At 50.1% G+C, this 24517-nt stretch carries 27 protein-coding genes, 1 tRNA gene and 1 pseudogene; 14 read left to right on the top strand and 15 right to left on the bottom strand.

The features are described from left to right. Window positions 1-6 precede the first annotated feature (6 nt). A protein-coding gene (locus tag GJV52_RS04215) for an IS5 family transposase (protein ID WP_195690028.1) occupies window positions 7-758 on the top strand; the annotation gives its coding sequence in 2 pieces (ribosomal slippage) (window positions 7-226 and window positions 226-758; 753 coding nt in all). A 47-nt stretch (window positions 759-805) separates the two neighbouring features. Next, a complete protein-coding gene (locus tag GJV52_RS04210; RefSeq protein ID WP_198511425.1) occupies window positions 806-1867 on the top strand; it encodes an MBL fold metallo-hydrolase in 1062 nt (353 codons plus the stop codon). Between the two features lie 105 nt (window positions 1868-1972). Here GJV52_RS04210 and GJV52_RS04205 read toward each other — a convergent pair whose 3' ends face one another. The 3 genes from GJV52_RS04205 to tsaB are packed head-to-tail and all read right to left on the bottom strand — an operon-like array spanning window position 1973 to window position 3910. Continuing rightward, window positions 1973-2767, bottom strand: coding sequence for a uracil-DNA glycosylase family protein (locus GJV52_RS04205; protein ID WP_095502175.1), 795 nt, complete (start codon window positions 2765-2767; stop codon window positions 1973-1975). A gap of 28 nt (window positions 2768-2795) precedes the next feature. After that, a complete protein-coding gene (gene rimI / locus GJV52_RS04200; protein ID WP_100564531.1) occupies window positions 2796-3236 on the bottom strand; it encodes a ribosomal protein S18-alanine N-acetyltransferase in 441 nt (146 codons plus the stop codon). Next, window positions 3233-3910 carry a tRNA (adenosine(37)-N6)-threonylcarbamoyltransferase complex dimerization subunit type 1 TsaB gene (tsaB, locus tag GJV52_RS04195; RefSeq protein WP_100564534.1) on the bottom strand — a complete coding sequence of 226 codons (678 nt, stop codon included), beginning with the start codon at window positions 3908-3910 and terminating at the stop codon, window positions 3233-3235. Before tsaB ends, rimI begins: the two co-directional genes overlap by 4 nt. A gap of 139 nt (window positions 3911-4049) precedes the next feature. Here tsaB and gluQRS point away from each other — a divergent pair, with 139 nt between their 5' ends. The 5 genes and pseudogenes from gluQRS (at window position 4050) to GJV52_RS04170 (ending at window position 8497) form a co-directional block, all read left to right on the top strand. Then, on the top strand, window positions 4050-4937 hold the full coding sequence (gluQRS, locus tag GJV52_RS04190) for a tRNA glutamyl-Q(34) synthetase GluQRS (protein WP_100564537.1): 888 nt from the start codon (window positions 4050-4052) through the stop codon (window positions 4935-4937). Window positions 4938-5211: 274 nt separating this feature from the next. Further along, window positions 5212-5532, top strand: coding sequence for a hypothetical protein (locus GJV52_RS04185; protein ID WP_095502171.1), 321 nt, complete (start codon window positions 5212-5214; stop codon window positions 5530-5532). Between the two features lie 32 nt (window positions 5533-5564). After that, window positions 5565-6295: pseudogene (locus GJV52_RS04180) on the top strand (LytR/AlgR family response regulator transcription factor). Window positions 6296-6400: 105 nt separating this feature from the next. Next, a complete protein-coding gene (locus GJV52_RS04175; RefSeq protein ID WP_095502169.1) occupies window positions 6401-7066 on the top strand; it encodes a histidine phosphatase family protein in 666 nt (221 codons plus the stop codon). A gap of 477 nt (window positions 7067-7543) precedes the next feature. Beyond that, the gene (locus GJV52_RS04170; protein WP_100564540.1) at window positions 7544-8497 is read left to right on the top strand and encodes a calcium-binding protein; all 954 of its coding nucleotides are present in this window, start codon (window positions 7544-7546) and stop codon (window positions 8495-8497) included. On the opposite strand, the gene GJV52_RS04165 is transcribed toward GJV52_RS04170, so the two are convergent. Further along, a protein-coding gene (locus GJV52_RS04165; protein ID WP_195690066.1) for an IS5 family transposase occupies window positions 8479-9229 on the bottom strand; the annotation gives its coding sequence in 2 pieces (ribosomal slippage) (window positions 8479-9027 and window positions 9029-9229; 750 coding nt in all). The genes GJV52_RS04170 and GJV52_RS04165 overlap by 19 nt on opposite strands. 130 nt (window positions 9230-9359) lie before the next feature. Here GJV52_RS04165 and GJV52_RS13200 point away from each other — a divergent pair. The 3 genes from GJV52_RS13200 (at window position 9360) to GJV52_RS04150 (ending at window position 10559) form a co-directional block, all read left to right on the top strand. After that, window positions 9360-9845: a YadA C-terminal domain-containing protein gene (locus GJV52_RS13200; RefSeq protein WP_229439481.1), complete on the top strand. Its 486-nt coding sequence runs from the start codon at window positions 9360-9362 to the stop codon at window positions 9843-9845. Between the two features lie 55 nt (window positions 9846-9900). Then, the gene (locus GJV52_RS04155; protein WP_100563349.1) at window positions 9901-10362 is read left to right on the top strand and encodes an outer membrane protein assembly factor BamE; all 462 of its coding nucleotides are present in this window, start codon (window positions 9901-9903) and stop codon (window positions 10360-10362) included. Window positions 10363-10483: 121 nt separating this feature from the next. Further along, window positions 10484-10559: transfer RNA gene (locus tag GJV52_RS04150), tRNA-Lys, on the top strand. Window positions 10560-10823: 264 nt separating this feature from the next. On the opposite strand, the gene apbC is transcribed toward GJV52_RS04150, so the two are convergent. After that, complete coding sequence (gene apbC, locus GJV52_RS04145) at window positions 10824-11903, bottom strand: iron-sulfur cluster carrier protein ApbC (protein WP_100563347.1); 1080 nt, start codon at window positions 11901-11903, stop codon at window positions 10824-10826. Window positions 11904-12301: 398 nt separating this feature from the next. On the opposite strand from apbC, the gene GJV52_RS04140 reads away from it, so the two are divergent. Then, the gene (locus tag GJV52_RS04140; protein ID WP_095503741.1) at window positions 12302-12460 is read left to right on the top strand and encodes a DUF1328 domain-containing protein; all 159 of its coding nucleotides are present in this window, start codon (window positions 12302-12304) and stop codon (window positions 12458-12460) included. A 124-nt stretch (window positions 12461-12584) separates the two neighbouring features. Here the strand turns inward: GJV52_RS04140 and hpf are convergent, their stop codons facing one another. From hpf to GJV52_RS04105, 7 genes are all read right to left on the bottom strand, one after another. Beyond that, window positions 12585-12914 (bottom strand): ribosome hibernation-promoting factor, HPF/YfiA family, encoded by a 330-nt coding sequence (hpf, locus tag GJV52_RS04135; RefSeq protein ID WP_100563345.1) that lies wholly within the window; start codon window positions 12912-12914, stop codon window positions 12585-12587. 57 nt (window positions 12915-12971) lie between these two features. Continuing rightward, entirely contained in the window at window positions 12972-14333 is a 1362-nt protein-coding gene (gene rpoN, locus GJV52_RS04130; protein ID WP_100563343.1) for an RNA polymerase factor sigma-54, read from the bottom strand. A gap of 174 nt (window positions 14334-14507) precedes the next feature. Then, a complete protein-coding gene (gene lptB / locus GJV52_RS04125; protein WP_095502391.1) occupies window positions 14508-15242 on the bottom strand; it encodes an LPS export ABC transporter ATP-binding protein in 735 nt (244 codons plus the stop codon). A gap of 82 nt (window positions 15243-15324) precedes the next feature. Further along, the gene (gene lptA / locus GJV52_RS04120; RefSeq protein WP_095502392.1) at window positions 15325-15849 is read right to left on the bottom strand and encodes a lipopolysaccharide transport periplasmic protein LptA; all 525 of its coding nucleotides are present in this window, start codon (window positions 15847-15849) and stop codon (window positions 15325-15327) included. Beyond that, window positions 15830-16411, bottom strand: a complete 582-nt coding sequence (lptC, locus tag GJV52_RS04115) for an LPS export ABC transporter periplasmic protein LptC (RefSeq protein ID WP_095502393.1) — start codon at window positions 16409-16411, stop codon at window positions 15830-15832. The genes lptA and lptC overlap by 20 nt, the downstream gene beginning before the upstream one ends. After that, window positions 16408-16944, bottom strand: a complete 537-nt coding sequence (locus tag GJV52_RS04110; protein ID WP_095502394.1) for a KdsC family phosphatase — start codon at window positions 16942-16944, stop codon at window positions 16408-16410. Before GJV52_RS04110 ends, lptC begins: the two co-directional genes overlap by 4 nt. A 90-nt stretch (window positions 16945-17034) precedes the next feature. Next, entirely contained in the window at window positions 17035-18009 is a 975-nt protein-coding gene (locus tag GJV52_RS04105; protein WP_100563341.1) for a KpsF/GutQ family sugar-phosphate isomerase, read from the bottom strand. A gap of 110 nt (window positions 18010-18119) precedes the next feature. On the opposite strand from GJV52_RS04105, the gene tal reads away from it, so the two are divergent. Then, a complete protein-coding gene (gene tal / locus GJV52_RS04100) occupies window positions 18120-19175 on the top strand; it encodes a transaldolase (RefSeq protein ID WP_100563339.1) in 1056 nt (351 codons plus the stop codon). Window positions 19176-19232: 57 nt separating this feature from the next. On the opposite strand, the gene GJV52_RS04095 is transcribed toward tal, so the two are convergent. The 3 genes from GJV52_RS04095 to GJV52_RS04085 all read right to left on the bottom strand — a co-directional run bounded on the left by GJV52_RS04095 (window position 19233) and on the right by GJV52_RS04085 (window position 22083). Continuing rightward, entirely contained in the window at window positions 19233-19946 is a 714-nt protein-coding gene (locus tag GJV52_RS04095) for a GntR family transcriptional regulator (protein WP_095502397.1), read from the bottom strand. Window positions 19947-19960: 14 nt separating this feature from the next. After that, window positions 19961-20671, bottom strand: a complete 711-nt coding sequence (locus tag GJV52_RS04090; RefSeq protein ID WP_100563337.1) for an alpha/beta fold hydrolase — start codon at window positions 20669-20671, stop codon at window positions 19961-19963. Between the two features lie 101 nt (window positions 20672-20772). Continuing rightward, a complete protein-coding gene (locus GJV52_RS04085; protein ID WP_324253500.1) occupies window positions 20773-22083 on the bottom strand; it encodes an MFS transporter in 1311 nt (436 codons plus the stop codon). A gap of 350 nt (window positions 22084-22433) precedes the next feature. Here GJV52_RS04085 and GJV52_RS04080 point away from each other — a divergent pair, with 350 nt between their 5' ends. Then, window positions 22434-23498: an aromatic ring-hydroxylating dioxygenase subunit alpha gene (locus GJV52_RS04080; protein WP_100563335.1), complete on the top strand. Its 1065-nt coding sequence runs from the start codon at window positions 22434-22436 to the stop codon at window positions 23496-23498. Next, entirely contained in the window at window positions 23495-24442 is a 948-nt protein-coding gene (locus tag GJV52_RS04075; protein WP_095502401.1) for a PDR/VanB family oxidoreductase, read from the top strand. The genes GJV52_RS04080 and GJV52_RS04075 overlap by 4 nt, the downstream gene beginning before the upstream one ends. Window positions 24443-24517 lie beyond the last annotated feature (75 nt).

Raw genomic sequence — 24517 nt, 5'->3', positions numbered from 1 at the left:
CAAACAATGGCGAGAACCGCAATAACTGACAACATATGGGAACAATTACAAACAACCATGAAAGCGCACGGCTGTCATCAATGGAAGAACGACCGTACCGTGATGGAAGCCATACTATGGAAGCTAAGAACAGGTGCACCATGGCGAGACATACCTATTGAGCTAGGGTCATGGAAAACCGCTTATAACCGCTTTAACCGATGGTCTAAAAAAGGCTTGTGGCAGAATTTTTTTTTGATCTACGAAAAGAAATTGACAAAGAATGGGTATTCATCGACGGAAGTTATGTACGGTGTCATCAACATGCAAGTGGAGCTCGGCGTGGTTTCGATAGAGCAATTGGACAAAGCCGTGGCGGAAACACGACAAAAATACACCTATGTGTGGACTCGCATGGAAATCCGCTCGATTTTAAAGTCACTGGGGGTAACGTGCACGACAGTCAAGTTGCAAACGACTTGATAGAAGTCATACAAGAAGCCCAGTATTTTATCGCTGACAAAGGGTATGACTCGCAAGAAATCAGAGATAAAGCGATAGAACACGGTATGAAAGCTATTATACCAAAGCGTAAAAATGCCAAGAAAACTAACCCTGATTTTGATAGCTACCTTTATAAATTACGCCACTTAGTCGAGAATGCATTTGCACGATTAAAGCAGTTTCGTAGTATTGCTACTCGCTATGAGAAATTAGCTCGTAATTTTAAATCGATGCTTTACTTGGCTTGCTCTATTATTCATGCTAAGTTAAATTGAGGACACGCCCTAGAAAAATTTTAAAATTTATTATTGCGATATTGCTGGTGCTGCTGTTGATTGCGGCCATTTTGGGCATCATGCTCTACCGCAACATCGGCGCATTGCCCGATGAGCGTCGTTTTACCGATTTGCCATATTATAAAAACGGTCAATTCGTGAACCTTTATACCGAAGATTTACCGTATTACCCCGAGCGAGCTACCGGGCAGGGTGGGTTTGTGCTCCATGATGGTTACACGCCGAAAGGGCGTTTGCCGATGGTGATGTTGGACAAAACCAGTTTCAGACGGCCTGAACAATTTGCTTATTATTGGCTGGGGCACGCTTCGGCAATTTTAGAATTGGACGGGCAGCGTTTCTTAATCGACCCTGTGTTGGATAATGCCAATCCGCTGAATGCGCCTTTGGTTGCGCCGCGTTTCCAAGAAGCGCCGATTCAGCGCAAGGATTTGCCTGAAATTGATGTGGTGCTGATTTCGCACGATCATTACGACCATTTGGAAGCGGCGACCATGCGTTATTTGGCGGACAAGGCCAAGCGCTTTGTGGCGCCGTTGGGCGTGGGCGCACGATTAGAATCTTGGGGTGTGCCGTCTGAAAAGATTACCGAATTGGGTTGGGGTGATGACACGATGGTCGGCGATATCAAGCTGATTGCCGAGCCGACTCAGCACTATTCTTCACGCTGGACGAATGACCGCAATAAAACCTTATGGGCATCGTTTGTCTTTGAGGGCAGCAGGCGGTTGTATTGGAGTGGGGATACAGGCTATGCGCAGCATTTTAGTGACATCGGCCAAAAATACGGCGGCTTCGACCTTGCGTTTATCGAAATCGATGCGGCCAATGCCGGCTGGCCGAAAACGCATATGTTCGCCCATGAGTCGGTGCAGGCGGCGTTGGATTTGAAGGCGAAAAAGATGGTGCCGATGCATTGGGGAGTGTTCAGCTTAGGGCGCAATCCGTGGTATGAATCGATTGATAATGCAGTGAAAAGTGCCAAAGAACATGGCTTGGCGTTGGATGTGCCGAAAATGGGCGAGCGCTATGCCGATGGTTTTGTCGGCGAAGAATGGTGGACGGATAAATCATTGCGCCGTGAATAGTTGATGTTTTGGCATGAAAAGGCTGTCTGAAAGTATTGCTTTCAGACAGCCTTTTCTGTTATTGGAAATTGCACTTGTTAGGCGAATGTAAGGGCCTTTTTATATTTAAGCGTGTAATAAGCGTTTGAGTTTTTTCAATTCCGCCCATGCCTGCGCTTTTAAATGGGTTTGGCGCAATAAGCGTGCCGGATGGGGGATCACAAAATAAGGCCGCTCGCCGCACACGGTTTGCATGAGCGTGCGTTGGTTCTCGTGTTCAAAAATTTGCCCCAAAAACAATACCGCTTTGGCTTGCGATTGCGCCAATTCCTTGGCCAATTCATCGGCCGCCGCTTCAATTTGCGCATCGCTTGGGTTGGCGTTGCTGATGGGGGCGGATTTTACCCAGCAGGTTTTGTGCGCCTGTTGCGGCTGCAAGTCAATCGCGGCCAGCATATTGTCGAGCAACACGCCCACGCTGCCGCTGAACAGTTGATTGGCGGCGCTGTCTTCCGTAGAAGGACAAATGCTGACAACCATGATTTCAGACGGCCTTACATCAATTTGTAAAGGCGGTAGGCCGTCTGAAACAAGGGTTTGGTTTTCTTGAGCCGTAGGGCTTTCGGCGGGATTTTCGACATTGGCACGCAGTTGTGCCGGTGTGGCAGCGGGTGGCGCTATCGGCGCATGTTTCTTTTCGTTCACCAAGGCCGCCGCAGCTAAGCGGGCGTGATGGGCGGCAGGTGAGAGCGAGCGCACGGCTTCCGCAATCGGTTGCGCAGCCGCTTGCGCTCGGGCATTCGGCAAAGAGCGCACGTTGCCGCCGGCCGTTTCAGACGGCCTGACGCGCGCTTGCTGATTGAGCCACATCGGCCCCAATCCCAGCGCTTCGTGCAAATGTAAATAGCGGCTGCTTAACATAGGAATCGTTTCAAAATATGCCGTCGTTTCAGACGGCCTTGTCCATCAACACCGCATCTTCGCGGCGGCCATCGGGCAGGGAATAATAATCTCGGCGGCGGCCGCATTCGGCAAAACCGTATTTGCGGTAAAGCGTTTGCGCCGCTTGGTTACTGTCGCGCACTTCCAAAAACAAACGCGTGATGTTTTGCGCAGAGGCCGTCTGAAACCATTGCGCTAATAAGGCGGCGGCAATGCCTTGGCGGCGGAATTCGGGCGCGGTGGCAATCAGGTGCAGTTCCGATTCGTCGCACACGCTTTGCCACACGATAAAGCCGCTGATGCAGCCGTCGGTTTCGCTCACCAAAACCGTTTCCGTGCGGCTTTCAATGGCCGATTCAAATTGTTTGGCCGACCATGGCGACGGATTGCTGAGTGCGTCAATTTTTACCAAAATAGCACAATCTGCCGAAGTTGCCGAGCGAATCATGCTTGGCCTTTTCGTTCGGCTTGTTCTTTCGCTGTTAGGGCGATTTTATTGCGTACATACAGCAATTCCGCCTGCGCCGCATCGGTGGCCGGATAGCGGCCGGTCGCGGCTAAGTTCAGGTAATCGGCGGCGGTCGGCATATCGGCTTCACCGTCAAACGGCGGTTGGTCGGTCAACGCAAACGCATTGCCGATGCCGTCTGAACACGTCATGCCGTCGGGTGCGGTGATTTCTGCGGCTTTGCCGACTTGATAGTCGCTCAAGCGGCGGTGGTTGGCGGTATCGAACCAAGCGTAAAACACTTCACCCATGCGCGCATCGGTGGCCGCCAACACGCAAGGGCGGTCGGGGCGCTGGTAGGCTACGGCATCTAAGCAAGGTACGCCGATTAAGGGCGTGGCAAACGGTGTCGCCAAACCTTGCGCCACGCCGGTGCCGATGCGCAAGCCGGTGAACGCGCCCGGGCCTTGTGCATACACAATCGCGCCCAAATCGGCGGCGCTGATGCTCGCTTCGGCAAACAACACGCCGATTTGCGGCAAAATCAGCTCGGATTGCTTGGTGCCGACCGCTTCATGATACACATGGGTTTGATCGCGGTGGCGTAGGGCGAGCGAGAGGTAGGAAGTGCTGGTGTCGATGGCCAACACAGGGCGGTTAAAATCGGCTTGCATGGTGGGTGCTTTACAGTTTTTTCAGACGGCATTATAGCATTGCTTGACTTATAATATCGCTTTTGAACATGCTTGAGGCCGTCTGAAAGATTCGGTATGCAAGCGGTTTGGTTAACCATCAGATGGAACGGTTTGCGCTATGTATGTAGGACGTTTTGCCCCCAGCCCGACGGGTTTGCTGCACATCGGCTCGCTGCTGACGGCGCTGGCTTCGTATGCCGATGTCCGTGCGCACGGCGGCAAGTGGTTGGTGCGCATGGAAGATTTGGATCCGCCGCGTGAGATGGCCGGTGCCGCCGACCATATTTTGCGCACGCTGGAAGCTTTTGGCTTTGAGTGGGACGGCGAAGTGGCCTACCAAAGCCGCCGCCATCATTTATATGAAGACGCTTTAGGCCGTCTGAAAGGCAAGGGCTTGGTGTATCCGTGTTATTGCAGCCGCAAGGATTGGCAAGCGGCGGCGAGTATGGGGGCGGATGGGTTCGTGTACAACGGCCGCTGCCGTGTGCCTGAACACAGGCCGTCTGAAAACGGTAAACCACCGGCGTGGCGCATTCGTGTGCCGGATGAAGTGATTGGTTTTGATGATGCGATTGTCGGCCATTATGCGCAGAATTTGGCCAGCGACATCGGCGATTTTGTGCTGCTGCGGGCAGACGGTTTTTGGGCGTATCAATTGGCGGTAGTGGTGGATGATGCCGAGCAGGGCATCACGCATATTGTGCGCGGGCAGGATTTGCTGGTGTCTACGCCGCGACAAATTTTTTTGCAATCTTCTCTTGGGTTTATGCAAACGAGCTATGTACATCTGCCGCTTTTGGTGAACCAATCGGGGCAAAAATGGTCTAAACAAACACTTGCGCCAGCGCTGGATGATTCGCAAGTCGAGTTATTGTTACGGCAGGTTTCGGCTTATCTGAATCTGCCGCCTGCGCCGCAAATTGACCGTCCGCGCGATTTGCTCGATTGGGCGGTGGCACATTGGCAAATCGGCCGTGTGCCGCAGCAAGCGATATGCACCGAATGAGTTGGTATAGATGCGACAATTTCGGCTTTTGGTTACTTCGTTTTTGTTAAAGTTTGTAAGTAAGTTGGCCAAGATATGTTTCTTAAACTGAAATCCTTTAATATAGTGGGTTAATCCAAACGGGGTTTGAATGGTGGGGGCTTGCGCCAAGCTATTCAATCATGGATTGTTATGAAAAAAGTGTATTTTTTCATGCCACACAGACTCAGATTCTTTCGGCTTGATTGCCAGGCCGTCTGAAATATCGTTAACCATTAAAATAATCGGAGTATATATGAAGTTAAAAGCTATTGCTACATTGGGCGCATTGGCGTTGTTATTACAAGCTTGTGCAACGCCACACGTGGTCCAAACCAAAAAAATTACAGACAACGAGCTGACCTGCAGTCAAATCAAGAGCGAAATTGCTGAAGCTGAGGAATTTGAGAAGAAAGCACGCGCCGAACGCAAAGTAACTGGCAAAAATGTTGCAGCAGCAGTATTTTTCTGGCCAGCCCTACTTGGCACATACTCAAATACCGAAGAAGCAATTACTGCCGCCAAAGAACGTCAAGCATTTTTGACAGATTTGTATTCTAAGAAAAACTGTCAATAATGCCAAATTAGACATTTAAAGAATGCCAGAATATGCCAAGTGCTATTATTGTAGAAGATGAAGTGCTAGCCGCTGAGCGCTTACGGGTTTTATTAGAAGAATGCAATGTTGTGCTGCTGAAAACATTTCATCATGCGCAGCCTGCATTGGATTGGTTGAGCGTGCATGAAGCGGACGTTGTGTTCGCCGATATCGGTTTGCCGGAAATCACCGGTTTGGAGCTGGTCGAACGCATCAAGCGCGTGGCCAAACGCCAGCCGGAAGTGATTTTCACCACCGCTTACGAAGAGCATGCTTTGCGTGCTTTTGAATTGGCTGCAGTAGATTACCTGCTCAAGCCAATTAAAATGTCACGCTTGCAAACCGCGTTAGAGCGCGTGAGCGAAAAATATCAGGAAAAAGCAGACGATTTCACCCATTTCAAAGTGTTAAACCGCAACCGTATGGTGGAAATCCCTTGGCAGCAGGTGCGCTATTTGTTGGCCGAACACAAAACCGTATTTTTGTTTACCGGAGACGGCCAAAGCTACGAGCTACCGAAAACTTTGGTGTATTGGGAAGAATTGCTGGGGGAAAAGTCATCCGTATTCACCGAAACGCCTTGGTGTTCCGCCATACCTTGGAGTGCCTGATTCGCTTAGACGATGAAGAAGACGAAAACAATGCGACATGGGGCGCCCGAGTGCTTGACGTAGAAAAACCGCTTGCCGTCAGCCGTCGCCAACTGGCCGCTATTCGAAAAATTTTGAAAAACGGCGCATAAACGATTTATCATAAAACCCTGCTTAACAAAGCAGGGTTTTTTATTTCAGACGGCATAAAGGTCTCAGGCCGTCTGAAAATCAACATTAGGCTGAAAGGATAAAACATGGCTTTAGAAGTATATTTGGTGCGCCACGGCAAAACTGTTTTCAATAAAGTCGGCCGCTTACAAGGCTGGAGCGATTCGCCCTTGCTGCCGGAAGGCAAAGAAGTTGCCCGCGCATTAGGACGGGCATTGCAAGGCAAGGTCGATTTCGATGCCGCGTTTTGCAGCGTCAGCCCACGTGCCGCGGATACCGCGAAAATTATTTTAGAAGCCAAAGACCAAGCCGATTTGCCTTTAGGCGTAATTGAAGAAGTGCGCGAATATTGTTTCGGCGGCTTTGAGGGCGACTTGGTGCAAAACGTGCATGGCCTGATCGCGCAGCATCGCGGTTTTCCATCGATAGAAACCTGGCTCGAAGCCTACCGAACCGGCAAGCATCATCTGCTGGCCGAAACTGTGAGCGAATTAGATCCGTTGGGTTTGGCTGAAAATGAAGCCCAATTTATGGGTCGTCTGAAAAAAGGCTTGGATATTTTGCGCCAACAGTCACCCATCGATGGCAAAGTTTTGCTGGTGTCGCATGGTATGGCGATTACAGGAATATTGAAATTGATTGATCCGCAGTCAACTTTATATAGAAGTGTCGAAAATGCAACAGTTTCACGGCTTTGGTTTGGAAATGAGGGATGGAAAATCGGATCGATTGGAGAGAGTTTATCCGAATAAAATAAAAGTTCAGATTAAATGAATGTATAAATTAAATAAATTTATCCAAAATCCAATCGTGATTTGCTTGAAATAAAATGTCTAGTTTATAATTTTATGTGAATTAATCTGTTAGATGTTAAAGATATTGTAGAATTTTTTTGAAATATAATTTGTAAAGCAGATATATGATGGCTTGTAAGAATTATTTCATAAATAATTAATAATTATTACATCTCAAGAATACCTGATTAAAAAATAAAATAAATTAAGCAGGCTTAGTCTATCTATAATAAATACTGAGTAATTATTAAGTTTCTGAAGAAATTACTTCGAAATAACTTAATTTTTATAGTGAATATACCCTTATATATTATGGCGTGAGTATTTTTATTATCGGTATCTATTTTAGATAAAAGGTTTTAGATTGTCAACGTCATATTGCAATAAATATTAGGGCATATTCTAAATATCAGTGTTTTTATCAGGGAGATAATTATGAAACACACAACGCAAATGACGACCAAAACATTAGTTGCTGCTTTATTGGCAGCCGGTATGTTTTCTTCAGTAGCCCATGCTACTGATCTTAATTACGTTAAAGTAAATGATAATGGTGAGTTGAACCGCTCAACTGAAGCAGCAACTCGTTATTCTGTTGCAGTAGGTATTCAAACGACTGCAGAAGGTTTGAGCTCAGTAGCGATTGGTTCCGATACTGCGGCCAATGGTGAAGCCGCAGTCGCATTGGGCGCATTGTCTGATGCTCAAGGCATTGCAGCTACTGCTTTAGGCCAAGGCACTCAAGCCACTGCAAATGCAGTTACTGCGGTAGGCCTTCAGGCTGCAGCCAGCGGTAACGGCAGCACAGCAGTTGGTTCTGTTTCAACTGCCAGCGCTTCAGCTGCAACAGCATTTGGTTCTGGCTCGGTGGCTTCTGCAAATAACGCCACTGCCTTGGGTCAAGGCGCCCAAGCCAGCGGCAGTAATGCTGTTGCAGTAGGCCAAAAAGCAGCTGCTTCTGAAGTGGCAACTACTGCGATTGGTTCAGGTGCAGTAGCAAGCGGTAAATACGCAACGGCAACAGGTACGGCAGCGACTGCTTCTGGTGTAGCCAGTGTTGCTTCAGGCCTGCAGTCAAAAGCTGAGGGTGGCTCATCAGTTGCTATTGGTCGTGGTGCGGTAGCGACTGAGAATTATTCTGTTGCTTTGGGTTCTGCTTCTAAAACTGAAGCAGCGGTAGGTACAACTCAAGCTACGGTAAACGGCGTAACCTACAGCGGATTTGCCGGTACAGCTCCTGTCGCGACTGTTAGCGTAGGTGCCGCAGATTTCGAGCGCACAATCACTAATGTTGCTGCGGGTCGTATTGAAGCAACCTCTACAGATGCCATCAATGGCTCTCAGTTGTATTTGGTTACTAGGGCGTGTCCTCAATTTAACTTAGCATGAATAATAGAGCAAGCCAAGTAAAGCATCGATTTAAAATTACGAGCTAATTTCTCATAGCGAGTAGCAATACTACGAAACTGCTTTAATCGTGCAAATGCATTCTCGACTAAGTGGCGTAATTTATAAAGGTAGCTATCAAAATCAGGGTTAGTTTTCTTGGCATTTTTACGCTTTGGTATAATAGCTTTCATACCGTGTTCTATCGCTTTATCTCTGATTTCTTGCGAGTCATACCCTTTGTCAGCGATAAAATACTGGGCTTCTTGTATGACTTCTATCAAGTCGTTTGCAACTTGACTGTCGTGCACGTTACCCCCAGTGACTTTAAAATCGAGCGGATTTCCATGCGAGTCCACACATAGGTGTATTTTTGTCGTGTTTCCGCCACGGCTTTGTCCAATTGCTCTATCGAAACCACGCCGAGCTCCACTTGCATGTTGATGACACCGTACATAACTTCCGTCGATGAATACCCATTCTTTGTCAATTTCTTTTCGTAGATCAAAAAAAATTCTGCCACAAGCCTTTTTTAGACCATCGGTTAAAGCGGTTATAAGCGGTTTTCCATGACCCTAGCTCAATAGGTATGTCTCGCCATGGTGCACCTGTTCTTAGCTTCCATAGTATGGCTTCCATCACGGTACGGTCGTTCTTCCATTGATGACAGCCGTGCGCTTTCATGGTTGTTTGTAATTGTTCCCATATGTTGTCAGTTATTGCGGTTCTCGCCATTGTTTGTGTTTGCCTATATTTCGTTGGAATATAGGGTTAAAATAGGGCTCTTTTGGGCTTATTCAAATTAGGGACACGCCCTAATCAGTTGAGTAATGCTATTAATACTCAGGTTGTTGCTGGTGAGAATGTGAGCGTTACACCATCGCTGGATGATGATACTGGAGCTACTAAGTTTACTGTTTCTGCCAACAGTTCTACCACTAAAGCAGGTTCTGATTACATTACTGTAACATCTGAAACTTTACCTTTGGATAAGAATGATCCAAACAGTGCCACCAACACCACTTACACCATCGACTTGGCACCAACCACCAAACAAGCGATTGACCGCAATGCGACTGCTATCAATGGTTTGAGCGACCGCATTGACGATATGGAAGATGACTTGCGTGCCGGTATTGCGGGTGCAAATGCGTTGGCATTCTTGCAACGTCCTAATGAGGCCGGTAAGAGCATGGTTTCTGCGGCAGTGGGCGGTTTCCGTGATCAGCAAGCATTGGCCATCGGTTATGCGCGTAATTCTGATAACAACAAATGGTCTATCAAAGCCGGTGTCGGTGTGAACACCCAGAAAGATGTGAACTGGGGCGGCAGCGTAGGCTATCAATGGTAAAACCTGAGGCCGTCGCTTCAGACGGCCTGTTAACAGAATACATAAAGGAAAAATCATGAAATTATCAGCAATTGCATTACCTGTAATCGCCGCGTTGGCCTTGGCTGCCTGCGGTAACTTGAGCAATGTGACTAAAGAAGGCACCACCGATAATCCGGTATGGCCTGATCCTGCGAAAACCACTTTCCGTCATAACGGTACTCAAGACGGCTCTTGGCCAAATTGGGACAATGTGCGTCAAATCGAAGCGGGCATGAACAAAGACCAAGTCTACAATCTGATTGGTCGTCCGCATCATCAAGAAGGTTTGTATGGCGTGCGTGAGTGGGATTACTTGTTCAACTACCGTGAAAACGGCGAACACAAAACCTGCCAATACAAAGTTTTGTTTGATAAAGACAAAAATGCACAATCATTCTTCTGGAATCCTGAAGGTTGTGGTCCTAAAGAAAAAGAGCCTGTACGCGAAGTGATTATCCGCGAAGTGGTGCAAACACCTGCCCGTATCCGTCAATAATCGGATAAGCAATCAAGGCCGTCTGAAGATTCAGACGGCCTTTTTGATGACGGATAATGTAAGAAAATGGTCACAAAGGCTTGACAGGCATAAATCCCACTACTATAATACACAGCTTATCGGGTCGTTAGCTCAGTCGGTAGAGCAGCGGACTTTTAATCCGTTGGTCGAAGGTTCGAATCCTTCACGACCCACCAGATAAATCAAAAAAGCCATCGTTTTCGATGGCTTTTTTGATTTATGTGCAAGTTAAAAGCGTGGGCTGGGACTGTTGCTAAACGCCTTTAAAAGCCAGTGCACATAAAAACTGCCGTCATTTCCACCTGTGTGGGAATGACGGCAGTTTTGGTTGTTATTAATGGTTCATCAGGTTTTGTAAAGGTCTCTGCTTTTTAAAATCTAATCCATCAAAAAAGCCGTCTGAAAACTGTTCAGACGGCTTTTGTTTAATTTGACTGGCTTTATTCCACCACAATTTTCGGGAAGCGGCTGCTGAAGTCTTTGCCTTTATCGGCAATAGACAAAGCCAGTTGGAACGCTGCGTCGGTGTAGATTTTTTCCACTTCGCCGTGGTTTTCCAATAATGCGGCGGCTTGGCCGTTATCCATTGCTTCGCGCACCGGCAGGCTGAGCGGCAGTTGGCCGAGCAATGGCACATTCAGACGGCCTGCCAAATCTTTGCCACCTTCAGTGCCGAAAATGGCTTCGCTGTGGCCGCAGTTGGAGCAGATGTGTACCGACATGTTTTCCAATACGCCAAAGATAGGGATGTTTACTTTCTTGAACATATCCACTGCTTTGCGCGCGTCAATCAGGGCGATATCTTGCGGCGTGGTCACAACCACAGCGCCGGTTACCGGAATTTTTTGCGACAGGGTTAATTGAATGTCGCCGGTGCCCGGTGGCAAGTCGATAAACAGGTAATCCACATCGTCCCATTTGCTTTGGAACAATAATTGCTGCAAGGCTTGGCTTAACAATGGGCCGCGCCAAATCACGGCTTGGTCGGTGTCCATCAGAAAACCGATCGACATCACTTGAATGCCGCTTTCGGTGGTAATCGGCACCAGTTTTTCGTTTTTGGTATCTGGTTTGCCGGCCGATACGCCCAGCATGGTTGGTTGGCTCGGGCCGTATAAATCGGCATCTAACACACCAACACGCGCGCCCATACGTGCCATGGCGGTGGCCAAGTTGGCGGTGGTGGTGGATTTGCCCACGCCGCCTTTGCCGGAGCCGACAGCGATGATGTTTTTTACGCCCTTGATGGTGGCCACACCCGGTTGCACTTTGTGTGTGCCGACCAGGGTGTCGATGCTCAAATGAATGCCGGTATCGCCGGTGAAGCCGATGATGGCTTCCTGAATGCGGTTGGCCAATTCATTGCCGATGTGCAAAACGGGATAGCCGAATTGCAAGGTAATGTGCAGGCCGTCTGAATCATGGTTGACGCTTTTGATGGCATTTTCACTGCCAAGCGTGCGTTGTGTGTGTGGAATGGCAACTGCTTGCAGGGCAGTCTGAATCTCTTGGATATTCATAAATCTCTCGGTATGAATGGAATGTGGTGGGGGTTACAATTGGGCTGATTACGCTAAATTCAAGCGCTTCATCGGCCTGTAATGGCTATCGCGTATTTTAACAGAGCAGATTTATTTGTGCTGGGCATCGAGATTCTTTCAGACGGCTTTTAACCTATATTTATGCGGCAAGAAGTCGGATGGTAAGAAAAGTTAAGATGACATTTGGGCTTATTTTCTCAATATTACATTAATGAATTGAAATGTAGTCTTGTGTAATATGCTTTGTAAAGCTATGAAATATAGGCTTTGGTGGTTGGATTATCGAAAACGATTGTGCTATTGTAGAGCCATGCATTCAGTTGACCCGAATCGGAATGCGACACTAATTCAATATAAACAAAGCAGAGGAGACTCCTATGTTACATTATGCAATCGTATTTTTCGTGATTTCGATTATTGCTGCGGTATTGGGCTTCGGTGGTATTGCTGGTAGTGCCGCGGGCATTGCAAAAATCTTATTTGTCGGTTTCTTGATTTTGGCGGTATTGTCGCTGATTTTCGGCCGCAAACGCTAAGATAAAATGATAAAAAAACCATTCTGTTGAATGGTTTTTTTATTTGCATTGGGGGAATGAAAGAATGTATCCAATCATCAAAAATGCCGTCTGAACAGTTTCAGACGGCATTTTTTATCAGGGTTTATTCTTGTTCGTCGCCAACCACATCGGCAGGGCGTGGGGCGCGGGCATCGTTGCTTTTCTCTTTATGCTTCAATACTGCGCGATCCAATTTATCCATCAGCACATCAATCGCGGCATACATGTCTTGTTCTACCGCTTCAACGTGCAAATCTTTGCCGGCCAAGTGCAAATCGGCTTCGGCTTTTTGATTCACTTTTTCAACCGAGAGGGTAATGGCCACAGAAATCACATTGGCGGCATGGCGGTTGATGCGTTCCAATTTTTCAGACACATAGTTTTTAATCGCTTCGGTAACATCAAAATTCAGACCGGTAATTTTCAGGTTCATAATACAACTCCTTCGGTGAGTAAATCCGCCAACGTGACGGACATGAAAATCTTGTGTTCAGCCGATAAGCTTGCGCTTGTGCGCAGGTGGAATATCGAGCGACTCCCTGTATTTGGCGACGGTGCGGCGGGCGAGTTCAACGCCTTGTTGTTTTAAGAGCTGCACCAAGGCTTCATCGGAATGCGGCTTGTGCGCGTTTTCGCTGTCGATCAATTGTTTGAGCATGGCTTTTACCGCGCCTTGGCTCACGCCTTCATTGTTGCTGTCGGTGCTGACTGCCTGTGTGAAGAAATAGCGTAACGCAAATAAACCGCGTGGGCAAGCTAAATATTTTTGGTTGGCGGCTCTTGAAATGGTGGATTCGGCCAGCTCCAATTCGGTGGCGGCATCTTTGAGCAGCATGGGCACGAGGCCGATTTCGCCGAAGATGAAAAAATCTTCTTGTCGCTCAACGATGTATTCTGCCAAGCGGATAACCGTGCTTTTGCGCAATTCCAAGCTGTCGATTTTTTGGCGTGCTTCGTTCAGCTTTTCTTTCCATTCAGGTGAGGCACTTTCGATTTCTTGTAGTAGCTCAGTATATTCGCGGTTGATTTGAATTTTTGGCCAAGCGGCTTCGTTGAGGCTGATTTTCCAGCCGTCTGCCGTTTCTTTAACCCACACATCGGGCTGGATGTAGGCAGTCGGTTCGGCAGAGGCAAAACCGTAAGCCGGATAAGGGTTGAGTGAAGCAATCAAATCCAAGGCCGTCTGAATGGTTCGCGGCGTGGATTCGGGATACATTTTTTGGAAACGCTGGATATTTTGCTGACGGTTTTTGCCCAGTTCGTCAAATGAGCTTTGTATCAGGTGGCCGGCTAGTTGGCGCTCGGGCGAGGCAGGCAGGCGCATGAGTTGCAACAGCAGGGATTCGGTAATGTCGGTGGCGGCCACGCCGGGTGGATCGAAAGTTTGCAGGATGTCGAGCGCGTTTTGCAAATCGTCTTCATCCAGCATCCATTCCAGCGGGGTGTGGTCGATCACTTCCGACAGGCTGTCGGTGAAGTAGCCTTGTTCGTCGAGAAAATCAATCAGAATGTGGACATGCGCGGCTTCGGTTTTGGAAAGTGGGTGTTCGCATACTTGCGCGTGCAGATAAGCGTTGAAATCTTCTTCTTCGGCAACATTGAGCCAAGCATCTTCGGCATCGTCGCCGCCGATTTGGTTGCTGCGCGGTAGGGCTGCGGAAAGGCTGTTGTTGAACTCGGCTTCGCTAAATTCATCGGATTCGGGGCGTTCGAGCAAGGGATTTTCCTGCAGCCAGTCTTCTATTTCGCGCTCAATGTCTTGATTCGACATCTGCAACACGCGCAAGGCTTGTTGCAGCCTTTGATTGAGCTGCTGGGTTTGCTTGAGTTTTAAGCCGAAATTGGGATTCATAGGATAAGTAAGTTACGTTTTGTTTTATTGTTTTGGCAGTCAGGCTTTATCCACCGTGTGTGCGCGGTGGAACAGAAAAGGCCGTCTGAAATAAGTTACCACAAAATGAGCGTGGTTACTATTTTTCAGACGGCCTCTTTTAATATTTATCAAACAAGGGGCGTTTTAAAGACATCAGTATTTGAAGTTTTCGCCCAAGTAAACCGCACGCACTTTTTCGTCGTTGACCAAGTCGTCCGGCTTGCCCGAGGCCAATACCGTGCCTTCGCTGATGATGTAGGCGCGGTCACAAATGCTCAAGGTTTCGCGCACGTTGTGGTCGGTAATCAACACACCGATGCCGCGTGATTTGAGAAAGGCGATGATTTTTTGAATATCGATAACGGCCAAGGGATCCACACCGGCGAAAGGTTCGTCCAGCAGAATAAAACGCGGTTTCATTGCCAAAACACGGGCGATTTCCACGCGGCGGCGCTCACCGCCCGATAAAGACGGTGCAGGGTTGTGGCGCAGGCGCTCGATGTTCAAATCGGCCAATAATTTGTCGATTTCGCCATCGATGCCGCTTTTGTCTTTCATGCTGATTTCTAAGATGGCTCGGATGTTTTGCTCGACCGTCATTTTGCGGAAAATCGACGCTTCTTGCGGCAGATAGCCCACGCCCAAGCGTGCGCGTTCGTGAATCGGTAGGTGGCGCAATTCTTGGCCGTCGAGCGTGACGCTGCCGCCATCGGCGGCAATCAGGCCGACAATCATGTAGAAGCTGGTGGTTTTGCCCGCGCCGTTGGGGCCGAGCAGGCCGACCACTTCGCCGCTTTCGATTTCAAGCGAGAAATCTTTCACGACTTGGCGTTTTTTGAAACTTTTTTGCAGGCCCTGGGCGACAAGGCGGCTGGCTTGTGCAGTCATAATCTGTTCTTTAAACGGAATCAAGGTAGGATAAGCCGTCTGAAAGCTTGGTTCAACCAATCATTCAGACGGCCTCAGCTTATTATTTGGTTGAAGTCGGTTGAATCACCACGCTCACGCGACCGGATTTGGCTGGTGATTTTACGCCGGCTTGTTTCGAGCCGCCGTGAATGGTATAGACTTCGGTGCGCATGTTGTAGGTAATCACCGCGCCTTGGGCGACATCGCCGCCGCGCTGCACTTTGGCATTGCCGGTGAGTTTCACTAAGCCGGTGGCCGAAGCGTATTCGACTTGGTTGCCTTGGCCGTTGACTGTACCTTTATTGCCGTCAAGCTGCTGGCTGAAGCGTACGGGCGAGCCGTTGGCTTTCATCAGCTGGTCGCCTTTGTCGTTGCGCGACACGGTCACGTTGGCGGCATTGATGTTCAGCGTGCCTTGTTTGATGATGACGTTGCCGCTGAAAGTGGTGGTTTGGTTGGCTTGGTCGAGCGAGCCTTGGTCGGCTTCGATTTGAATCGGTTGGCGGCTGTCGCTTTGCAACGCGAAAGCAGGCGCACTGATCATCAGAGCAGACAATGCGGCGGCTTTAAAGATTTTTGGCATCATAAATCGTGGCTTTCACTTTTGATGGGAAATTGAGTAAACCCTTGGTGTGGTCATAAGTCATGCCGACTGAGGAGCCGTGGGATTGACCGTAGGCAAATTCAACCGGATGCTCGGTTTGGGCAAACTGGGCTTGGGTGTCGACATGAATAAATTCGGTTTTGACCGTGCCGGCAGGGTGGGTGCCATCGGCCGGCTTGGTCAGCAATACTTCTTTTTGGAACACGGCGACGCGCGTATCGGTGTTATACAGGCCTTCTTTGCCTTCCACTTGATACGCTAGCTTGCCTTGCTGGTGTACATCTAATTTAGGTGATCGGAAGTGCACGTCTTTACTGTTGGGCAATTGGAACGCTTCAGTAGCGGTGAAATGTTCTTGCAAATTACCTTGCTCGTCAAAACGCTTGCCTTCCATGCCGCCCATCCAATATTGCGGCTCATCGGGATTGAGTTGCACTTCTTCCGTTTGAATCTCGCTGATGCGGCCGAGCCAAGCCGACAGGCCGCCGAGTGCGACGGCCAGAATCAAAGGAAAGGCCAAGCCGTATTGCCATCTTATTTTCATTTAATATACTCGTCCAAAGCAGGCTGCAAGGTGCCTTGTGCCTGCATAATCAAATCGCACACTTCGCGCACTGCGCCTTTACCGGCAGGGCGTTGGGTGATGTAGGCCGCGTGTTCGCGCGTGAACCAGTGCGCTTCAGGCACAGCCACCGGCAAACCACAGCGCACCATCACCGGCAAATCGACCACATCATCGCCGACAAACGCGCATTCGTGTTCCGCCATGCCCGCTTGCTCGCGCAATTGGGCATAGGCCGCACGCTTATCGTGGATGCCTTTGAAATAATAGGCAATGCCCAATTGCTGCACGCGAATGCCGACCGATGGCGCATCGCGGCCGGTAATAATGGCCGTCTGAACGCCGCTGGCTGCCAGCATTTTGATGCCGTGGCCGTCGAGCGTGTGGAAAGATTTGATTTCCTCGCCGGTGTCGCGGATGTAGATATGGCCGTCGGTTAATACGCCGTCCACGTCTAAAATCAACAATTTAATCGCGGCGGCGCGCTGTTGCAATTCGGGGGATAAGCTCTGCATGGCGGATTCCTTGTTCAGACGGCCTATTCTAGCATAAAGGCCGTCTGAAACGTTTTGGGTAGAATAAACGGTTGGTAAAGTTTTGCAGCCTTACACAATACGCGCCATCAGCAAATCGTGCATATTGAGCGCGCCGATTAACAGGCCGTCTGAATCGGTCACTAAAAGACCGTTCACATGATTGGCCTGCATATGTTTCAAGGCTTCGGTGGCGAGCTTGTCGGCGGCAATGGTTTTCGGTTTGGCGTGCATGATGTCGTTGACGGTTAATCCTTTGAAATCATCGCGCTGTTGGAACAGGCGGCGCAAATCGCCATCGGTGAACACGCCTTTCAGACGGCCTTCATCATCGGTCACGGCCAACATGCCCAAGCCTTTTTCGCTCATGCGCACAATCGCGTCTTTTAGCAAGGTGCCGCTCACCACCGCAGGCAGTTCGTCGCCGCCGTGCATGATGTCGGCCACGCGCAGCAGCAGACGTTTGCCCAAGCTGCCGGCAGGGTGGCTGAGCGCAAAATCATCAGGTGTGAACGCGCGCGCTTTCAGCAACACGATCGCCAAGGCATCGCCCAGTGCCATCACGGCGGTGGTGCTGGAAGTCGGTGCCAAACCGAGCGGGCAGGCTTCTTTGGAGACCGAAGCCATGATATGGATGTCGGCATGACGCGCCATGGTTGAAGTCGGGCGGGCGGTAATGCAGATTAAGGTCACGTTTTTACGTTTCAAGGCCGGAATAATTGCCGCAATTTCATCGCTTTCACCAGAATTTGACACCGCCATCACCACGTCGCCATCGACAATCATGCCCAAATCGCCGTGTGCTGCTTCGGCCGGATGCACGAAAAAAGCGGGGGTGCCGGTGGATGCCATGGTAGCGGCCATTTTGCGGGCGATGTGCCCCGATTTGCCCATGCCCATAATTACCACGCGGCCTTGGCAATGCAGCAAGGCTTCAGCAGCCTGAACAAAATGTTCGTCCAATTCATCGGCGATTTCGTGCAAGGCTTCCGCTTCGATATGCAACACATCGCGCGCCCAAGGTAAGTAAGATTCGGTCGTTGTCATCATTGTGTCCGTCAAAGGGTGATACTGTTCAAAGGCTGGAAATCAAGGTATAGTGAAAATCCATCGGTTTTGCTATAAATATAAACCCGCTCAACAAAAAGGATTCAGAGATGACTATTTTATCGGACGTTAAAGCATTAGGCCAACAAATCTGGTTGGACAACTTATCCCGCTCGCTGGTGCAAAGCGGCGAATTGGCCGAAATGGCCAAGCAAGGCGTGTGCGGCGTGACTTCCAATCCGGCGATTTTCCAAAAAGCCTTTGCCGGTGACGAATTGTATGCCGATGAAGTGGCCGCTTTGAAAGCGCAGGATTTGAGCCCGAAAGAGCGTTATGAAACCTTAGCGATTGCCGATGTGCAGGCGGCTTGTGATGTGTTGCTGGCCGAACACGAATCTACCGGCGGCAAAACCGGTTTCGTCAGCTTGGAAGTGGCGCCGGAATTGGCAAAAGACGCTGCCGGCACCGTGGCCGAAGCCAAACGCTTACACGATGCCATCGGCCGCAAAAACGTGATGATTAAAGTGCCGACCACCGATGCCGGTGTCGAAGCGTTGGAGCAATTGGTTTCAGACGGCCTGTCTATTAACCTGACCTTGCTGTTTTCGCGTGCGCAAACCCTGAAAGCTTACGCTGCTTACCAGCGCGGCATCGCCAAACGCGTGGCAGCCGGTTTGCCGGTTGACCACATTCAAGTGGTGGCCAGCTTCTTTATTTCGCGCGTGGATGCCGCTTTGGACGCAACCTTGCCGGAACATTTAAAAGGCAAGATCGCCATCGCCTTGGCCAAAGCCGCTTACCAAGATTGGGAACAATTCTTCAGCAGCGCCGAATTTACCGAATTGGCCGCCAAAGGTGCCAACCGCGTGCAATTATTGTGGGCATCAACCGGCGTGAAAAATCCAGACCATCCGGATACCTTATACGTTGACAGCCTGATTGGCGCGCACACAGTGAATACTGTGCCGGATGCCACGCTGAAAGCCTTTGTTGATCACGGCACGGCTAAAGCCACGCTGACCGACAACACCGACGAAGCCTTGGCACAACTGGCCGAAGCGGAAAAACTCGGCGTCGATTTGGAAGCCTTGGCTACCCGTTTGCAGGAAGACGGCTTGAAACAGTTTGAAGAAGCTTTTGAGAAACTGTTGGCACCGTTGGCTTAAAGTTTGATTGGAATACATAAGGCCGTCTGAAAGAATCATTTTCAGACGGCCTTATTGTTAATCGCTTTCCTGCACAATATGCAGCGATTCGGGGCGGTTTTCAAAACGGTTGAGCAAATCGGTAAACAACACCGGCGATTGCGCGTGTTCGCGCATCAAGGCTTCTGCCCGTGTGCTTTGGCGGCTGCAAAGTGCGCGCAAAATGGCATGGTGCTGCAAGTGGGCATAGAGCAGGCGTTTTTTCTCGCGTGGCATTTCGCGTCGGTCGATGACCAGCGATTGAATCGATGAAAACGGCAGGCTTTCGATTTTCGCCAAGGCCATGCGAATCACCGGATTTTGCGAAGCATCAATCACCGCATCGTGAAACAAGACATTGAATTTTTGATAAATTTCCACTTCTTCAATGCCGAATACGTCGCGCTCGAACACCATATCCAATTCGGCCAAACCTTGCTCGAGCAGGGCAATGCTTTCAGACGGCATACCCAATTCCGCCGCCTGACGCGCCGCCAAACCTTCCAATGCGCCACGCACTTCCAGCGCGTTGAGAAAATCCGCCGAAGTGATTTTGCGGGCGGTATAGCCGCGTTTGGGCAGGCGTTCGACCAAGCCTTCCTGCTCCAAAATCTGCAAAGCCATGCGCACCGGCAAGCGCGACACGCCAAGCTTTTCCGCGGTTGGAATCTCGGTGATGCGCTCGCCCGGTTTGAGTTCGCCATCGGCAATCATTTCACGCAAGCGCACCAAAACCTGATGGTTGTGTTCCATAGTATTTCCTTATTTCAGACGGCCTGACTATCCGGTAGCAGCCATTGCAGCAAACTTTCGCTGACGGTTTGCGGCGTTTCAAAAGGCGCCATATGACCGGCTTGTGGGAACACGACCAATTCGGCATGCGGTGCGATTTCCTGCATGGCGGTGTGTTGCGCGACCGGACTCCACGCATCCAATTCGCCAACGCCCAAGAGCAACGGGCAGCGAATCCCGCGCAACACCGCAGCCGCATCAGGGCGGTGAACCAGCGCGTGGATCTGCTTGGCAAGATCTTCAGGCGTAAAGCGCAACACCATCTCTGCCAGTGGCTGCACCATTTCCGGCTGCGTGCGGTGATGTTCGGCCAGCATCGGCAGCAGCCAATGCTCGATTAAGTGCAGCATACCGCTTTCTTCGGCAGCTCGAACCAAGGCAGCGCGCTTTTCAGTTTCGCCCGCTTTAAGCGGGTGAATACCGGTGTCGAGCAAAATCAGCTTCTCCACGCGCTGCGGTGCCAAGCGACAGATTTCCAAGGCCACGCGTGCACCCATGGAATGCCCGGCCAGAATAAAAGAATCCGAACCTTGCGCCAAAACGTGTTCTGCCATCGCCGTCAAACTGTCAAAACCCTGAAAGCTGAACGTTTCCACATCAAAATAGGGCGCAAGGGCGGCGGCTTGGTGTTGCCAAACCGTGGCATCACACAATAAACCGCACAATAAATAGATTTTTTTCTTCATGATGAGTATCCATTAAATAGGCCGTCTGAAAGGCCGAAACGAAACGGTGATAAAACGGTTTCGTCTGCTGTTTCAGACGGCCTGAACGATACGCGATTATATCAAACCGGCTTGAGTTTTCTCAGTTTTAATACTGCCAAAATCGCCAAGGCAAACACCACCGCATTCAGGTAGAACAAGCCCACCGGCTGCCAACCGGCATCGAGCAGGAAACCGATAATCATCGGCGATACAATGCTGCCGACGCGGCCGAGCGTAATGGCGGTACCGACGCCGCGGGCGCGGTTGGCGGATTCGTAAAGTGTCGGTGCCACAGCGTACAAACCGGCCACCGAGCCGTTGGCAAAGCTGCCGAGAAAAAACGCCAAAGCCATGGCCAAAGAGAGCTGCGACAAGCTTTGGGCAAAGGTAAGCGTCAGCAGCGCGGTGAGCAGCAGGAACACGGCATGTACAGTTTTAATATTGAAACGTGTGCCCAAGAAGCCGATTAACACCGCGCCGAACATCGAGCCGATATTCATCCAAATGCCGACGCTGATGCCTTGTTCTGCAGTCATACCGGCGCCGGTCAAGAGCTTCGGTGTCCAACTCAAAATGCAGTAAAACGCGAACATCACCAAGAAAAACGCCGCCCAAATCATCAGCGTCGGCATGGTTTTGCCCTCGCCAAACAGGCTGCAGAAGCCGGAAGGGGTTTGTTGGTTTAATTGTGGTTTGGGCGGCAGCACATCAAGGCGCGGCAAACTGAGTTTGGCGGTGAGCTTTTGCGCTTTGACTAAAGCGGCTTTGGGCTGTTGCGACAGTAGAAATTCCAATGATTCGGGCAGACGCAGTAACGCCACGAAAATGAAAGCGGTGGAAAGCAGACCGCCGAACAGGAAAACCGATTGCCAACCGTAGGCTTTAATCAGATACATCGACACCAAACCGCCACCGGTTGCGCCGATGCCGTAGCCCGCCGATTGCAGGCTGATGGTCAGGCTGCGCCATTTGGCGGATGAAAATTCACTGGTCAACACATTGCTGCTGGCCAAAATGCCGCTGATACCTAAGCCGGTGATAAAGCGCAAAACGCCCAGTTCCAAAGCGGAAGTGCTGAAGCTGCTTAAAATCATGCCGACCGACACAACCACCAGCGACAACAAAATTACCGGTTTGCGGCCGAATCTATCCGCTTGCGGTGCGAGTGTAAGCGAACCGGCCGCCATGCCGAACAGGCCGGCGCTTAACAACAGGCCGATTTCCGAGCCCGACAGCCCCCATTCTTTGGCCACCGCCGAGGCGGTAAACGCCATCACCAAGACATCAAAGCCGTCGATGACATTAAGACAGATACAGATGGCAACCACCGACCATTGAAAAGCATTCATGGGCTTTTGGTCGATTTGCTGCTTGAGTGTTGCGGCATTCATGGTTTCTCTCCTCAAGAAAATATTGTTTTTTTGTGTCGGATTCAAAGGCTTGCCGCCGATAAAGCCGATGAAAAAAACAATAGCGAAATTGGATACAAAAATCAATGATTGTTTCCGGGTATTGTTTTTGAAATTCTGATTACAAAATTAAGCATATGATTTAATTAAAATTAAAATTTATGATTTTTAATCAAATGGTAAATTTTAAAATTTTGGATACAATTTTGTTGACAGCACTTGCCCTTGTCGATTAAATTTTTCCCAAAGAGAAACAACAGGCCGTCTGAACATTTCAGACGGCCTGTCATAAACCAATAAAAACATAAAAATCAAAACACAAAGGAGCCATCATGACCACCACCCCTACCTTTATCCGCAATGCCTGGTATGTTGCCGCACGCAGCGAAGAAGTCGGCGATAAGCCGCTGGGCCGCACCATCTGCAATGAAAAAATCGTGTTGTTCCGCGGCAAAGACGGCATTGCTGCCGTGGAAGACTTTTGTCCGCATCGTGGCGCGCCATTGTCGTTGGGTTTTGTGCGCGACGGCAATTTGGTCTGCGGCTATCATGGTTTAGAGCTCGACTGCAAAGGCAAACCGCAAGCCATGCCTATGCAGCGCGTGCAAAGTTTCCCGTGTATCCGCCCGTATGCCGTGGTGGAAAAATACGGCTTTATCTGGTTTTGGGCGGGCGACAAAGAAAGCGCCGACGAATCATTGCTGCCTTATTTGGAATGGGCGGAAAGCGATGAATGGGCGTATGGCGGCGGCCTGTATCACATCAAAGCCGATTACCGCCTGATGATCGATAACCTGATGGATTTGACCCACGAAACCTATGTACACGCCAGCAGCATCGGTCAGAAAGAAATCGACGAAACCCCGCTGAAAACCACCGTAAAAGGCGATGTGGTGACGCTTGAGCGCAATATGGAAAACATTTACGCGCCGCCTTTCTGGCAATCGTGTATGCGTTCCAAAGGTTTGGACGAAACGCAATTGGTTGACCGCTGGCAGCGCTGCCATTTCCACTTACCGAGCAACGTGCACATCGAAGTGGGCGTAGCCGAAGCAGGGCACGGCGGTTATCACGCACCGGAAGAACACAAAGTATCCAGCATCGTGGTCGATTTCATCACACCGGAAACCGATACCTCGCATTGGTATTTCTGGGGCATGGCGCGCCATTTCAACGCGCAAGACGAAGAAACCACGCGCCAAATCCGTGAAGGCCAAGGCAAGATTTTCAGTGAAGACTTGGAAATGCTGGAAAAACAGCAGCAAAACCTGAGTGAGCAGCCCGAACGTCGCCTGTTGATGCTGAACATCGATTCTGGCGGCGTGCAAGCGCGTAAAATTATCGACAAAAAAATCCAAGCCGAACAAGCGGCCCAAACCACCGGAGCCGAATCATGAAAGCGCACGTGACCGAAGTCCGCAGCTGCGGCAGCAAAGTCAAGCTGATTACCCTGCAGCCCGAAGCAGGCAGCAGTTTGCCGGATTACACCGCTGGCGCACACATCGACCTGAATCTCGGCAACGGCCTCATCCGCCAGTATTCGCTCTGCCAATACCCGATGACGGACAACCAATATCGCATCGCTGTGTTGCGCGACGAAGCCTCACGCGGCGGCTCGCAGTATATCCATGAGCAGATTCAAGTCGGCGATACGCTTGAGATTAGCGAGCCGCGCAACCTGTTTCCCTTGGCCGAATACCAACAACGCGCTTTGCTGTTTGCCGGCGGCATCGGCATTACCCCGCTGATGGCCATGTTTGATGCCTTGTTGCAGCAGGGCATAGACGTGAAGCTGTATTACTTCTGCCGCGACGAAGCCGACGCCATTTTCGCCGAGCGCCTGCAACAAGTCGACGTGGCCGATAAAGTCGAGCTGGTGTGCCAAAGCCCGCGCACCTCGCCCGAACTATTGCAACGCATGGTCGAAGCGCCGGCAGAAGGCCTGCATCTTTACACCTGCGGCCCATTAGGTTTTATGGATGCCGTATTTCAGACGGCCTCAGAAAAAGGCTGGCCGTCTGAAAACCTGCACCGCGAACTGTTCCAAGCCGCCCCTTTGGACGAATCGGCAAACCGCCCGTTTCAAATCCAAATCGCCAGCGACGGCGCCGTGATTGACGTACCCGCCGACAAAAGCATTACTCAAGTGTTGGAAGAAGCAGGCTATTTCGTGCCCGTCTCCTGCGAAGAAGGCATCTGCGGCACCTGCCTGACCAACTTAATCGAAGGCGAAGCGCTGCACCGCGACCAGTTCCTCACCGAAGAAGAACACGCCGAAGGCAAAATCTTCACCCCGTGTTGCTCACGCGCGCGTTCGGAGCGGTTGGTTTTGGATTTGTGAACCTGAGACCTTTGCAAAACCCTAGATTTGAGTACAGTTCAAAGTTGTAGCAGCGCAGAAAGCGCAGACATATCA

The sequence above is a fragment of the Neisseria brasiliensis genome (genome assembly GCF_009671065.1).
Lineage (GTDB): Bacteria > Pseudomonadota > Gammaproteobacteria > Burkholderiales > Neisseriaceae > Neisseria > Neisseria brasiliensis.
This window is presented reverse-complemented; position numbering and strand designations above follow the sequence as displayed.